Source organism: Enterococcus saccharolyticus subsp. saccharolyticus, from assembly GCF_029023825.1.
GTDB classification, from domain to species: Bacteria; Bacillota; Bacilli; order Lactobacillales; family Enterococcaceae; genus Enterococcus_F; species Enterococcus_F saccharolyticus.
This window is the reverse complement of record NZ_CP118957.1, coordinates 1327369-1340953: the sequence shown is the minus strand read 5'-3', so window position 1 is coordinate 1340953 and position 13585 is coordinate 1327369. Positions and strand designations below refer to the sequence as shown.

13 protein-coding genes and 1 other RNA gene are annotated in these 13585 nt (G+C 37.5%); 12 read left to right on the top strand and 2 right to left on the bottom strand.

Annotated elements, in window-relative coordinates; all coding sequences use genetic code 11:
* Window positions 1-78: 78 nt before the first annotated feature.
* The 7 genes from PYW32_RS06925 to nth all read left to right on the top strand — a co-directional run bounded on the left by PYW32_RS06925 (window position 79) and on the right by nth (window position 6135).
* Window positions 79-1641: an IS1182 family transposase gene (locus tag PYW32_RS06925; RefSeq protein WP_016175045.1), complete on the top strand. Its 1563-nt coding sequence runs from the start codon at window positions 79-81 to the stop codon at window positions 1639-1641.
* 111 nt (window positions 1642-1752) lie between these two features.
* Complete coding sequence (locus PYW32_RS06920) at window positions 1753-2622, top strand: glucosaminidase domain-containing protein (protein WP_016175046.1); 870 nt, start codon at window positions 1753-1755, stop codon at window positions 2620-2622.
* A 216-nt stretch (window positions 2623-2838) separates the two neighbouring features.
* Window positions 2839-3771, top strand: coding sequence for a cysteine synthase A (cysK, locus tag PYW32_RS06915; RefSeq protein ID WP_016175047.1), 933 nt, complete (start codon window positions 2839-2841; stop codon window positions 3769-3771).
* A 124-nt stretch (window positions 3772-3895) separates the two neighbouring features.
* On the top strand, window positions 3896-4327 hold the full coding sequence (locus tag PYW32_RS06910) for a Fur family transcriptional regulator (RefSeq protein ID WP_016175048.1): 432 nt from the start codon (window positions 3896-3898) through the stop codon (window positions 4325-4327).
* Between the two features lie 2 nt (window positions 4328-4329).
* Entirely contained in the window at window positions 4330-4713 is a 384-nt protein-coding gene (locus PYW32_RS06905; protein WP_016175049.1) for a RidA family protein, read from the top strand.
* 73 nt (window positions 4714-4786) lie between these two features.
* Window positions 4787-5485 (top strand): DnaD domain protein, encoded by a 699-nt coding sequence (locus PYW32_RS06900; RefSeq protein WP_016175050.1) that lies wholly within the window; start codon window positions 4787-4789, stop codon window positions 5483-5485.
* 2 nt (window positions 5486-5487) lie between these two features.
* The gene (gene nth / locus PYW32_RS06895) at window positions 5488-6135 is read left to right on the top strand and encodes an endonuclease III (RefSeq protein WP_016175051.1); all 648 of its coding nucleotides are present in this window, start codon (window positions 5488-5490) and stop codon (window positions 6133-6135) included.
* A gap of 51 nt (window positions 6136-6186) precedes the next feature.
* Here nth and PYW32_RS06890 read toward each other — a convergent pair whose 3' ends face one another.
* Entirely contained in the window at window positions 6187-8604 is a 2418-nt protein-coding gene (locus PYW32_RS06890; RefSeq protein WP_016175052.1) for a PBP1A family penicillin-binding protein, read from the bottom strand.
* 2 nt (window positions 8605-8606) lie between these two features.
* Window positions 8607-9227 carry a Holliday junction resolvase RecU gene (gene recU, locus PYW32_RS06885; RefSeq protein ID WP_016175053.1) on the bottom strand — a complete coding sequence of 207 codons (621 nt, stop codon included), beginning with the start codon at window positions 9225-9227 and terminating at the stop codon, window positions 8607-8609.
* Window positions 9228-9297: 70 nt separating this feature from the next.
* On the opposite strand from recU, the gene PYW32_RS06880 reads away from it, so the two are divergent.
* The 5 genes from PYW32_RS06880 (at window position 9298) to PYW32_RS06860 (ending at window position 13502) form a co-directional block, all read left to right on the top strand.
* Window positions 9298-9843 (top strand): SLOG family protein, encoded by a 546-nt coding sequence (locus PYW32_RS06880; RefSeq protein WP_016175054.1) that lies wholly within the window; start codon window positions 9298-9300, stop codon window positions 9841-9843.
* A 74-nt stretch (window positions 9844-9917) separates the two neighbouring features.
* Entirely contained in the window at window positions 9918-10334 is a 417-nt protein-coding gene (gpsB, locus tag PYW32_RS06875) for a cell division regulator GpsB (RefSeq protein WP_016175055.1), read from the top strand.
* Between the two features lie 17 nt (window positions 10335-10351).
* Window positions 10352-10721, top strand: an RNA gene (gene rnpB / locus PYW32_RS06870) — RNase P RNA component class B.
* 102 nt (window positions 10722-10823) lie between these two features.
* The gene (locus tag PYW32_RS06865; RefSeq protein WP_016175056.1) at window positions 10824-11987 is read left to right on the top strand and encodes a THUMP domain-containing class I SAM-dependent RNA methyltransferase; all 1164 of its coding nucleotides are present in this window, start codon (window positions 10824-10826) and stop codon (window positions 11985-11987) included.
* Window positions 11988-12002: 15 nt separating this feature from the next.
* Window positions 12003-13502, top strand: a complete 1500-nt coding sequence (locus PYW32_RS06860) for a carboxypeptidase M32 (RefSeq protein ID WP_016175057.1) — start codon at window positions 12003-12005, stop codon at window positions 13500-13502.
* The last annotated feature ends 83 nt before the right edge of the window (window positions 13503-13585 follow it).

The window sequence follows — 13585 nt, the reverse complement described above, 5'->3', positions numbered from 1 at the left end:
GTCCAAGAAATTGGATGCAATCTACAGTCTTTTCTTTTATAATAAGAATTGAAAACGAATACAAAGGAGTGAGGAGACATGATGTCCAAACATTCAATGGAAGGTCGTACGCAATCCACTGTCATTAGTATTGACGAATTAGTTCCCCAAGATCACTTAGTCCGAAAAATTGATCAAGCCATCTCATTTGATTTTATCTATCCAATCGTAGAATCCACTTATTCAACCCTTGGTCGTCCAAGTATTGACCCAGTTATTTTGATTAAATTAGTTTTCCTTCAATACTTATTTGGTATTCGATCCATGAGACAAACAATCAAAGAAGTGGACATGAATATCGCTTACCGCTGGTTTTTAGGATTAGATTTGACAGAAAAAGTGCCCCATTTTTCTACCTTTGGAAAAAACTATGCCCGTCGTTTTCGAGAAACCACTTTATTTGAGGAAATCTTTACTTATATTTTAGAACAAGCAGTCAAAGCGGGATTGGTGACAGAAAATCACTTATACATGGATTCGACACATATAAAAGCAAATGCGAATAAACATAAGTTCAATAAAACATTAACACATATTGAAGCGCAAGCTTATCAGAAAGAATTAGAGAACGAAATTAATGAAGAACGTATCAAAGCAGGAAAACGCCCTTTTATATGGGACATGGAAAGTGAGTTGAGAGAACGAAAAATGAGTCCATCTGATCCCGAAAGTGGGTATTATGTAAAGGGCGAACGAGAAAAACAATTTGCTTACTCCGCACACACCGTGTGCGACGACCACGGCTTTATTTTAGGAACGATTGTTACTCCTGGCAATATTCATGACAGTCAAGTAGCGATTCCACTCTTAGACAAGATACGCGAAGCGTTTCCTGATAGTCAAACGGTTGCTGCAGATGCTGCCTATAAAACTCCAGCCATTGTTCGCTACTTGTTCACCAATCATTTACGTCCAGTTTTACCTTATACCAGACCTCGTGGAGATAAACAGTTGTTTCGGAAAAATGAGTTTGTCTATGATGAATTTTTTGATTGTTATTTATGCCCTCAAAACCAACCTTTACATTTCTCCACTATTAATCGAAAAGGATATCGTGAATACAAATCAACGCCTGTCATTTGCCAGAACTGTCCCTTACGTCCGCAATGTACCACGAGTCAATCCTATCAAAAAGTTGTCACTCGGCATATATGGCAGGACTATCTGGATCAAGTAGAACACTTACGTCACACAGCTATAAATCGTCAGATTTATAAACGGCGGAAAGAAACAATTGAACGTGTCTTTGCAGATGCGAAAGAAAAGCATGGGTTACGGTGGACCAAGTATCGCTCCTTAGAAAAAGTTGCCGTACACACGATGCTTACGTTTGCTGCCATGAATCTAAAAAAATTAGCTACATGGTTAGATAAAGGCAGAAAGCCTTTCTTTTTTTTTCGCTTATTTTTAAGAAAAAACAAAAATAGAATGAATAATCACTATTTTTTAGGATTATTCATTCTATTTGTCTACAGTCTGAGAGGGCAAATGGCCCTCTTTTTTTGTTTTAAAAGAGAAAAAATCGGTTTTTTTAAAGTTTTTTTAAAAACTTTAAGTGCTGAAAAGCCTTATCTAACAAAAAACGATGCTTACTTTTTTTAAAAGACTTAAACAAAAAAATTGTTTTCATTGGTGTTTTATCATACAATGTCCCTAGCATTAAATTGTATGTTAGTTACATATGGTTTTCGAAAAGCTTTTTAGGAGGATGTTATGACTTACAAAACACGTAGTGAGCGCCATCAAAAAAATCAAAGGAAATATACATTAAATCGCAAAGCAGTATTACCTTTATTTGGCACAGGTTTGGTGTTAGCTCCGACTACTATGGCAATGGTTCCTCAGCAAGTGGAAGCGCAAGAATATGTCGCTGAAAGTGGTGCACAAGGACTAATTAATCACATCGGGGCAACGGCGCAACAAATTGCAGCAAGCAATGATTTGTATGCATCTGTCATGATTGCACAAGCTTTATTAGAAAGTGGCAATGGCACATCACTATTATCTTCAGCACCACATTATAACTTGTTTGGTATCAAAGCGTATGGTTCTGAACCATCTATTTGGTTGGGTACACAAGAATTTATTAATGGGCAATGGGTATCAATGAATGAGCCGTTCAGAGTTTACGGTTCTTATTGGGAGTCGTTACAAGACCATGCAGCATTATTAAGAAGCACAAGTTATTCGACAGGTGTTGCAAATTATGGTGGTACATGGAAGAGTCAAACAACTAGTTTTTATGATGCAACAGCTTATTTAACTGGACGTTACGCGACAGATCCAACATATAATCAAAAATTAAACTGGTTGATTGAAACGTATGGGTTGACGCGTTATGACACACCATCACAAGTGACGCCAGCTTATACAGAACCTGAACCAACAAGCAATGCAACAGAAACAGTAGCAGAAACAACGTATACTGAAACAGCTTATACAAGTGGTGGCACATATACTGTCGTTGCAGGAGATACGTTATGGGGAATTGCAAGTGCATATGGGATTTCTGTCGATCAATTAATGGTAAATAATGGTTTGACAGATGGTTTTATTGTCGCAGGTCAACAGTTAGTCATTTAATATAGGTGAATAATAAAAACAATCATAGCAATTTAAGAGGATTACTTTTAATTCTCTTAAATTGCTTTTTTGTTTAGTTGATACGATTAGAAAATGATAGATATTGACTATCACATGAGAGAAATAACAGGATTTCGCCTCAATTATTCTGAAAAGAATTTGCTATCAAGAGACGAATTCGCTACAATAAGCTGTAAATAAAGGAGGAGAGTCGAAATGAGCGAGATTTATCAATCGATTACAGAACTTGTTGGCAACACCCCTATCGTAAAATTAAACAATATTGTACCTGAAGGAGCGGCCGATGTTTATTTGAAATTGGAAGCTTTTAACCCAGGGAGTAGTGTGAAAGATCGAATTTCATTAAGTATGATTGAACAGGCTGAAAAAGAGGGACTTTTAAAAGCAGGCGATACGATTATTGAACCAACTTCTGGAAATACAGGCATTGGCTTAGCAATGATTGGTGCTGCAAAAGGATATCGTGTGGTACTTGTTATGCCTGAGACCATGAGTATTGAACGTCGTAAACTGATGCAAGCATACGGTGCCGAATTAGTGCTTACCCCAGGAACAGAAGGTATTTCTGGTTCCATTAATAAAGCGAAAGAGCTAGCGGCAGAAAATGAATACTTTATGCCGTTACAATTTGATAATCCAGCAAATCCAGCGATTCATGAAAAGACAACGGGCCAAGAAATTGTACAAGCCTTTGGTGATCAAGGATTAGATGCATTTGTTGCTGGAATTGGAACAGGTGGAACGATTACAGGCGCTGGACGTGCCTTGAAAAAGGCGTATGAAGAAATTAAAATTTATGGCGTTGAACCAGCTGAATCGGCTATCTTAAGTGGGAATCAACCAGGTCCACACAAAATTCAAGGGATTGGTACAGGATTTGTACCTGCTGTTTTAGACGTTGAAATTTTTGATGAAGTGTTAGCAGTATCTAGTGAAGATGCGATGGCGACTGCACGTGAAGTTGGTGTAAAAGAAGGCATTCTTGTCGGTATTTCGTCAGGCGCCGCGATCAATGCAGCCCTACGTGTAGCACAAACATTAGGTGCAGGAAAAAAAGTCTTAACGATAGCTCCAGATAATGGAGAACGTTACTTATCAACGGCTCTATATCAGTTTGATGAAGCCTAATTGTTAAACCTTTAAAAACGCTAGTCTTGTTTGTGCAAGAATAGCGTTTTTTTGATATAAATTGCTAGAAAAAAAGGGGAAGTCATAGTATGATAAAAAAAGATAGAAGAATGGAGGGAATCCTGTGACGACGTTTGATGATGCATTGAACCATTTAAGAGAAGAAAACATCCGCATCACACCACAACGGATTGCCATTTTAGAATTTTTAGCAAATGCCAAAACTCATCCAACTGCAGAAGATATTTACCGAGCAATTGCTGTGAAATTTCCAGGTATGAGCGTTGCAACGGTTTATAATAATTTGCGATTATTTACCGAGATTGGTTTTGTCAAAGAAATGAATTATGGTGACGCTTCTAGTCGTTTTGATTTTCATACAGATCCTCATTATCATGCTATTTGTAAACAATGCGGAAAAATTGCAGATTTTCATTATCCAGGACTTGAAGATGTTGAGATGGCCGCTCAACAATTAACTGGTTATACAATTAGTTCACATCGCTTAGAAGTTTATGGGGTGTGTCCGGATTGTCAAAAAGGAGGAAATAATTAATTATGCGTATCATTCAAACTGAAAAAGCACCGCAAGCGATTGGACCCTATGTACAAGGGCGAATTGCCAATGGCTTTTTATTTGCGTCTGGTCAAGTACCATTAAGTCCAGAGACTGGTGAAGTTGTGGGGACAACAATTCAAGAACAAACGACTCAAGTAGTAAAAAATATCTCGGCAATTTTAGAAGAGGCAGGCATTACTGCGGATCATATTGTGAAAACGACTTGCTTTTTAAAAAACATGGATGACTTTGTGGCATTTAATGAAGTGTATAGCACTTTATTTAATGAGGCTTTGCCTGCTCGCTCAGCAGTCGAAGTAGCACGTCTTCCAAAAGATGTATTAGTAGAAATCGAAATTATTGCTTCTGTTACTGAAGCGTAAGTGCAAGAAGCTGTTTCTATTTGTAGAGACAGCTTTTTTATGTGAAAATTTAGTTAAAAAGAAGGGAATTTACATGCTTTCATTACAAGATTATTTAAAGAGTGGACAAACGACACTGTCTAATCTATTAATGGATAATTATCGCCGTTTAGGAATGTCTAACGACGAATTTTTATTGTGGCTTCAATTATATCGTTACCATGAAGCTGGCGATGTCTTTCCAGATTTGGCACCCATTGCAGCAAATATGGGGTATTCACAAAATGAATTGTATCTCTTGCTCAACCAATTAGTTCAAAAAAAGTTATTAATCATTGACTCTAAAAAAGATTTGAATGGACGTATGAATGATTATTACGAATTTAATAGTGTGTTTGAGAAGCTTGAACTGTTACAAAAACAACAAGAGAAGCAGACTGAAACACAAAATTTTGAACAACAAGTTCAATCGCTTTATCGCATGTTTGAATCAGAATTCGGACGGGCACTTTCACCGATTGAATACCAACGGATTGGTCAATGGATTGAAGAAGATCATTATCACCCTGAGTTAATTCAATTCGCTTTAAAAGAAGCTGTGCTCAATCAAGCGTATAGTTTGAATTATATCGATCGAATTTTACTTTCATGGGAACGCAAAAATATTACATCAAAAGTACAAGTGGAAGAAGAACAGAAACGTCGTAAAAGACAGATGTTACAAAAAGAAGCGCCAACATCGACACGTCAACTACCACGTGTATCGATGCATAATTGGCTGGAAGAGGAGTAGACATGATTAGCAAAGAGAAAACGATGATTGCATTAAATCGAATGTACGAAATGTTTCCCGATGCTCATTGTGAGTTAAATTACGACACGCCCTTTCAACTAGTAGTCGCTGTTGCCTTGAGTGCGCAAGCTACGGATGTTTCGGTGAATAAAGCCACGCCAGGTTTATTTGCGGCTTTTCCTACACCAGAAGCTTTAGCGGCGGCACCGATAGAAGATATTATTGAGAAAATTCGTACTATTGGTTTATACCGCATGAAAGCGAAAAATATTAAAGCCTGTGCAGAACAAATTTTAGAACGCTTTGGTGGAGAAGTTCCTCAGACAAGAGAGGAATTAGTTACTTTACCAGGTGTTGGTCGCAAAACAGCCAATGTAGTTTTGGGTGAAGCGTTTGGGATTCCTGCTTTTGCAGTAGATACGCATGTTGAGCGTATTGCCAAACGTTTACGGATTTGTAAATTAGATGCAAATGTTTCTGAAGTTGAAGCAACCTTAATGAAAAAAGTCCCGAAAGAATTGTGGGTCAAAACACACCATACCATGATTTTCTTTGGACGGTATCATTGTACAGCGCGTGCACCGAAATGTGATGTTTGTCCATTATTAGATATGTGCCAAGAAGGAAAAACCCGCATGAAGAAAAAATAAAAACCAATCGACTTATCTTACAAATAATAGATAAGTCGATTGGTTTTATTTTTATTGGCTTGTTACAGGGGTTTCAGTAGGTGTAGAAGATACCGGTGGTGTTGTTTCCTGTGGTACCGATGACACAGGTGGTGCTTCTGAAGATGGTACCGATGGTGTCGTCGGCTCCGGTTCTGGATCGACTGTTGGCGTAGTCTCCGGTATTGTTTCTATTGGTGTACTACTTTCACTCGGTTCCGGCTCCGGTGTCGGATCGACTGTCGAAGAGGTTGATTCCTCCACAGTTTCAGATGAAACACTCGGTTCGACTTCTTTTGAGCTTTCAGTGGATGGAACAGATTCTTTTTCTTCCACTTCTGGTATTTCAATGACTTCTTTAGAGGATGGTGTTGTTCTGATAGAAGAAGATGGTGTCGGTTTTGCTTCTACTTCATCTTTTAAGTATAACTCATTTCCAACACGAACTAATCCATCCGGCATTTCCCAATCTTCATTTTCAACGGAAGCAGAGACAAACTGCATTAAGTTACGATAGACATCTGTGGCAACATGTGAAGATTCACTAGTTACAGGTGTTAATTTATTTTCATAGCCTGTCCAGACTGCTAAAGAATAGTGTGGGGTATACCCAACAAAACTAATATCTGGAGCTGGAGAGTTTACCGGACCTAATTGTGCAATTTCACTATCGGTATAGTTTGATGTGCCAGTTTTTCCAGCTTGATAAAGACCTGAAATAGTTGCATTGGTTCCTGTTCCATCAGTAATAACATCTTTTAGGATATCCGTAATCATATAAGCAGTGGTATCTTTCATCGCTTGTGACCCTTCTGGATGGAAGGCGTCAACTTCTTCAGTACCGTCTTGATAGACAATTTTATTGACATATTGTGGTTCATAATAGGTTCCACCATTTGAAAATGCCGCATAAGCAGCAGCCATTTTCAGACTAGATACGCCATATTTTGTACCTTCTTGGACACTTGTGTTACTAGAAATAGCATTCGATTGTTCAAGGGTGTCGTATTGAATACCAACACCTTCTAAGAACTTTTCAATATTTTCAGCACCAACTTCTGCAAAAAGTTTCGCAGCTGGAACGTTACGAGATAATGCTAAAGCTTTGCGTAAAGTCATGGTTCCCATGTATTGATTGTCCCAGTTGTTGATATTAATATCAGTGCCTTCATATTTGTAAGGCTCATCAACAATTGTTTTTCCAGTTGAATAATTTAAGTATTCAAAAGCAGGCCCATAATCAACGAGTGGTTTAACTGTCGATCCGAAGTCACGACCAGTATTTACTGCGTAATTTGATCCCCAAACGACATCTTCTTCCACATTACGTTTTCCAAGTTGGGCAGTTACTTTCCCTGTATTGGTATCAATTAGCGTAGCAGCAACTTGCATTTCGTCATCAGGATATTGGACATATTGATCGCTATTCACGATGTCGTACAAACGTTTTTGAGCAGCTAAATCAATGTTTGTGTAAATATCTAAACCGTTTTGCATACTATCTTTCCCGACTTTCGCTTCAACTTCAGCCAGTACTTCTTTTAAGTAGTTGTCGTAATAACGCCAATCGTTTTCCGTATCGTTTAATTCTTGTAAGCCGTCATCAATCGGTGTTGCCACAGCTTCATCGTATTCTTTTTGCGAGATTTTTTCATTATCTAGCATGGTCATTAAGACCGTATCACGACGCTGTTTTGCCGCATCTTTATTGACATATGGATCATAATAATTGGGAGCATTTGGTAGTCCAGCAATTAAAGCTGTCTGGGCAGTTGAAAGTTCATCCAATGGTTTTCCATAGAAGATTTCCGAAGCTGTCTCCATACCGTAAACCCCATTAGACATATAGACTTTATTGATGTAGTACGTTAAAATTTCTTGTTTTGATTTTTCTTGTTCTAATTGAACAGCCATCCAAGCTTCTTGGGCTTTTCGACGTAAATTTTGATCTTCCACTTTAGTCGAGAAGTAAGAAAGTTTGATTAATTGTTGCGTTAAGGTACTCCCACCTTGTTTGCCGCCACTCATCAAGTTAGACACTGCCGAACCAAGGATACGAACAGGATCAACTCCAATGTGGTTATAGAAACGACGATCTTCCACAGATACAATAGCATCTTCTAATTTTTTAGGAATTTCCGTTGCAGAGATGGTTTCACGTCGTTCAATGTCAAAATCTTGAAAGGCTTCGCCATTAGCTGCGAAAAATTGAATGGAGTTTGCTGATTCAAGTTCTTTATCATTTAATTTAGGCGCGTCTTTGGCATAATACCAAAATAGTCCCATTCCTGACAGGATACCGATACAAGCCAGAAAGACCAGAACCATGATAACTTTTAAGATAATGGAACCAATCGATCGTTTGTTCTTTTGTTTTGGTGTTTTCCGCTTGCTAGGTTTAGATGCCTTGGTTTTATGGCGTGAAACACGAGAATTTTGTTGATTTGCCATAGCTAAATTTTCTCCTTTTCTTGTAAATAGTGGCTTACAGCATCCAAATAGGGGATACGAGGGGCAATTTTTGGTTGAATTTCAATCCCTATTTCTTCAATTAATGAAAGAGATAATGATTTTTTTGCTGTATGTTGCGAATCCCAATAGTGAATCAATTGGTGGCTATCCAGAAAGAAACAACGCTCTAAGGTTGAGAACCATAATAAAACAAAACAAATACCATTTTGTTTTAAACAATTACGCATATGAATAATCTGATGTTCGTGAAAATTTTTTAAAGGAAAAGAAGTTTTGTTTTTTGTTTCTTTTGCTTCAAAGTCAAGATAACGCCCTTGATAAACACCGTTATAGTCTGTAGTGGAAGCTTCTTTAAAATAGGCTTCCTTAATCACGGCAGCACTTCTGCGTGGATAATCGACATGGACGATTTGTACAGGGGTTGGCTTTTTGTGAATGACAGCTTGTCCACGAATGAGATAATAGTCATTACTTGCGTTGATTGCTTCTTCAAATCGCATGCCGCGATTTGCGAAAGTGGTTGTTTTTTCTTTTGCTTGCATTTTTTGTTTCATCGTTCCATCATAAGACATAGGATGGCCATTGGGGTATCGAAAAACCATATTATTCACACTCCTAGGGCACATTATACCAAAAAGAGAAAAAGAAAGAAAAGGGAAGTGTGTAGAAAGAATGCAAACAATGGTTATTTCTGGTTATCGTAGCTTTGAACTCGGTGTTTTTCAAGAGAAAGACCCTAAAGTTAAAGTTATTAAGAAAGTTCTAAAAATAACGATACAACAGTATATCGAAGAAGGTTTAGAGTGGATTTTGATTGGTGGGAATTTAGGAACAGAAATTTGGGCAGGACAAGTCGTACTTGATTTACAAAAAGAATACCCAGAATTGAAGCTAGGTATCATTTTCCCTTTTGAAGATTTTGGTGAGAACTGGAATGAAAAAAATCAACAAGTTTTAACAGAATTAAAAATCAAAGCCAATTATGTAAATGCAGTAAGTCATGTGCCTTATCAGAATCCTGGACAGTTGAAAAATCATTCTCAGTTTTTATTGACACATTCAGGAGGTCTTTTAGTGGTTTATGATGATGAATATCCTGGTAAAACACAGTTTCTTTTGAAAGAAGCACAGGAGCACGCTAGCAAAAATGACTTTATTATTCATCAAATTACCATGGACGATTTACAAAATACCTTTTTTGAAGACGATAGTGTTTGATTTATTCGGTTTTTTTGGATAGAATAGGAACGAAGAGCTAAAATTAGCGGAATCTAAATTAATGAGGTGTAGGTATGGCAGATTTAACATACAGTCCAACAGATATTTTACAACAAGAATTCAAGACAAAAATGCGTGGTTACGATCCAGTTGAAGTAGATGAGTTTTTAGATGGTATTATTAAAGATTATGAAGCATACAATCAAGAAATTTTAGCATTGCAAGAAGAAAACGATCGTTTACATGCAAAGATTGCTCAATTAAGTAAGACACAAGAAATTAAAGCTACTCGTACACAACCTGAAGCACCGAAAAGCCAAACAGTAACCAACTTTGATATTTTAAAACGTTTATCAAATCTTGAAAAAGAAGTGTTTGGTAAAAAATTAGATCAAGAAATTCCTGTTGTGGCAACAACAAAAGTAGTGAATGAAAATTATACACAAGCAACAAATGACGAAGATGATTTAGAAAAAACGCGTCAATTTTAAGAAATCAATACTCTGTGATTTTCAGATAATCGCGGTTTGACTTGATCAAGCTGAGGAAAGTCCATGCTCGCACAAGCTGCGATGCTTGTAGTGTTCGTGCCTAGCGAAACCATAAGCTAGGGTACTTTAATAAAAGTAACGGCAGGAAAAAACGGCTAAGGCTTTGCTATGCCCCAGTATCCTTGAAAGTGCCACAGTGACGAAGCAACATGGGAAACCTTGTTGGTGGAACGCGGTAAACCCCTCGAGCGAGCAACCCAAACAATGGTAGGGGCGCTTTTTGTAACGGAAATGAACGGGACAAAGAGGCAATTTTATTGCAGATAGATGATTATCCAAGTTATTCTGCTCCCTGTAGAATAATTGGACAAAACATGGCTTATAGAAAATCACAGTTAATCAGGGAATCCTTCCGCAATGGGAGGTTTTTTTTATCACCATTTATGAAAACACTATGAAAATAAGAAACCGAATTACAAGGAGTAGATTATGAAAGAAAAAACCTTTGAGCTAGTAGCTACAGCTGCAAGTGGTTTAGAAGCATTAGTTGGCAAAGAATTACGTAACTTAGGGATTGACTGTCAAGTCGAGAATGGACGCGCACGTTTTAAAGGAACAATGGAAACTATTGCCAAGGCCAATCTATGGTTGCGTACAGCTGACCGTATTAAGATTGTGGTCGGTGAATTTGATGCGTATAGTTTTGATGAATTATTTGAAAAAGTTAAAGCCTTGCCATGGGAAGATTATTTGCCATTAGATGCGGAGTTTCCAGTTGCTGGGAAATCAATTAAATCCAAGCTATACAGTACGCCTGACTGCCAAGCAATTACGAAAAAAGCAATTGTGAATCGTTTAAGAGAGTATTACCATCGTCCAGCTAGTGTCCCATTAGCAGAGACAGGTGCTTTATTTAAATTAGAAGTTGCCTTATTAAAAGATCATGTGATGGTGACGTTGGATACAACGGGGCCAAGTTTGTTCAAACGTGGGTATCGTTTAGAAAAAGGCGGTGCGCCATTAAAAGAAAATATGGCAGCAGCACTTGTACAATTGACAAATTGGCGAACAGATCGCCCTTTTGTTGATCCAGTATGTGGTTCAGGAACGATTTGTATTGAAGCAGCATTAATCGGTCATAACATTGCTCCTGGATTCAATCGTGAATTTGCCTGTGAATCATGGGATTGGTTCACACCAGATGTTTTTGAAAAAGTCCGTGCTGAAGCTGATGAAGCAGCAGATTATGATGTTGAATTAGATATTATGGGAACAGATATTAACGGTCGAATGATCGAAATTGCTCGCGCCAATGCCGAAGAAATTGGTTTAGGTGATTCAATTACGTTCAAACAACAAGCGTTAAAAGATTTTAAAACGGAGAAAGAATATGGCGTGATTTTAGCGAACCCACCATACGGCGAACGTTTAGGTGAAGAAGAAAGTGTCCGTCAATTGTATAAAGAGATGGGCGAAGTATTCCGACCATTAAAAACATGGAGCAAATATATTTTAACAAGTGATTTATTATTTGAAGAATTTTATGGTGAAAAGACAACCAAAAAACGTAAATTGTACAATGGTGCTTTAAGAACTGACTTATTCCAATATTGGGGAACAAGACCACCAAGAAAACCAAGAGTTGAGGAATAAAAGGAGTGCTCGGTCATGCAGGAACAAGAGTTTTTACAAGAATTAAAAGAAATTGATTTATTACAACAAGCGTTAGCGATTTTAGAATGGGATTCACAAACAGGTATGCCCGATAGTGCAAGTGACTATCGTAGTGAGGTAACCAGTTATTTATATGGTCAATACTTTGAGAAAAAAGTAGGACCAAAAATTTCAGAAGCGATTACGTACTTTGAGGCTCATCCAAAAGAGTTGTCTGAGGTAGGAGCAGCTGCTTTTCAATTGGTAAAAGAAGAATATGAATTAAATCATGCTGTTCCTAACGCTTTAATGACAGAATATTCACGAGCAACTTCTAAAGCGCATAGTGCTTGGCAAAATGCGCGTGAAAACAAAGATTTTAGTCTCTTTCGTGAGGCGTTAGCAGAAAATATTCGTTTAACGAAAGCGTTGATTCCTTATTGGCGAAAAGACGAAAAAACAGCATATGATGTGTTGTTAAATCAGTATGAACCCAATATGACGACTGAAATTTTAGACCAAGTCTTTGCCAAAGTACGTGAAGGTATTCTAGACATTCGTCAAACATTACTAGAAAAAGGGACAGAACCACGTGTTGATTTCCTTTCACGTAAAATGACTGAAGCGCAACAACGTAAATTTATCGTCAAAGTAATTCAAGAACTAGGGTATGATATGGAACGTGGGCGTTTGGATAATACGATTCATCCATTTGCGACAGGAATTAATCATCGCGATGTTCGTTTGACGACCCGCTGGAATGAACATGATTTTTCAATGGGTATTTTTGGGGTCATTCATGAAGCAGGTCACGGAATGTATGAACAAAATATTGATGAAAAATTTGAATACACCCCCGCTCATGAAGGAGCTTCAATGGGGATTCACGAATCACAATCGCTTTTTAATGAAATTATTGTAGGAAGTAATCGTGACTTTTGGCAAAAACAATACCCTTACTTCCAAGAATGTGCAGAAGGTACGTTTGATGATATTACCTTTGATGAATTTTATAAGGCATTAAAACGGACGCGTGCAAGTTTGATTCGGATTGAAGCAGATAGTCTAACCTATGTTTTGCATATTATCATTCGTTATGAAATTGAAAAAATGATTTTCAATGGAGACGTTACTGTGGATGAATTACCACAGATTTGGAATGAAAAGTATGAAGAATATTTAGGTGTGCACCCTGAAAATGACTTAGAAGGAATTTTACAAGATGTCCACTGGTCAGGTGGTAGTTTTGGTTATTTCCCTTCTTATGCGCTCGGTTATATGTATGCAGCACAATTGTACCATGCGATGCAAAAAGATCTTGATGTGAATGCTGTGTTAGCATCTGATGACTATTCAGCAATCAAAAATTGGTTGACGACGCATATCCATCGTTATGGTGCTTCTAAAAAACCAAATCAATTGATTTTAGAAGCAACGGGTGAACCTTTAAATCCGACATACTTATTAGATTATTTACGTACGATTTATTTTGATGTGTATCAAATTAACGAATAATAGTTGAGAGAACTGTGACATAAGTAAAAACAAGTCAAAAATATTCGAACAAGATAGAATGGATGCTATCAAGGCTAGGAGCA

Coding starts and splice junctions, on each gene's coding strand:
- PYW32_RS06880 (WP_016175054.1), top strand. CDS start 9,298: ATGCAAACAATGGTTATTTCTGGTTATCGTAGCTTTGAACTCGGTGTT.
- cysK (WP_016175047.1), top strand. CDS start 2,839: ATGAGCGAGATTTATCAATCGATTACAGAACTTGTTGGCAACACCCCT.
- PYW32_RS06920 (WP_016175046.1), top strand. CDS start 1,753: ATGACTTACAAAACACGTAGTGAGCGCCATCAAAAAAATCAAAGGAAA.
- PYW32_RS06890 (WP_016175052.1), bottom strand. CDS start 8,604: ATGGCAAATCAACAAAATTCTCGTGTTTCACGCCATAAAACCAAGGCA.
- nth (WP_016175051.1), top strand. CDS start 5,488: ATGATTAGCAAAGAGAAAACGATGATTGCATTAAATCGAATGTACGAA.
- gpsB (WP_016175055.1), top strand. CDS start 9,918: ATGGCAGATTTAACATACAGTCCAACAGATATTTTACAACAAGAATTC.
- PYW32_RS06860 (WP_016175057.1), top strand. CDS start 12,003: ATGCAGGAACAAGAGTTTTTACAAGAATTAAAAGAAATTGATTTATTA.
- PYW32_RS06905 (WP_016175049.1), top strand. CDS start 4,330: ATGCGTATCATTCAAACTGAAAAAGCACCGCAAGCGATTGGACCCTAT.
- recU (WP_016175053.1), bottom strand. CDS start 9,227: ATGGTTTTTCGATACCCCAATGGCCATCCTATGTCTTATGATGGAACG.
- PYW32_RS06865 (WP_016175056.1), top strand. CDS start 10,824: ATGAAAGAAAAAACCTTTGAGCTAGTAGCTACAGCTGCAAGTGGTTTA.
- PYW32_RS06900 (WP_016175050.1), top strand. CDS start 4,787: ATGCTTTCATTACAAGATTATTTAAAGAGTGGACAAACGACACTGTCT.
- PYW32_RS06925 (WP_016175045.1), top strand. CDS start 79: ATGATGTCCAAACATTCAATGGAAGGTCGTACGCAATCCACTGTCATT.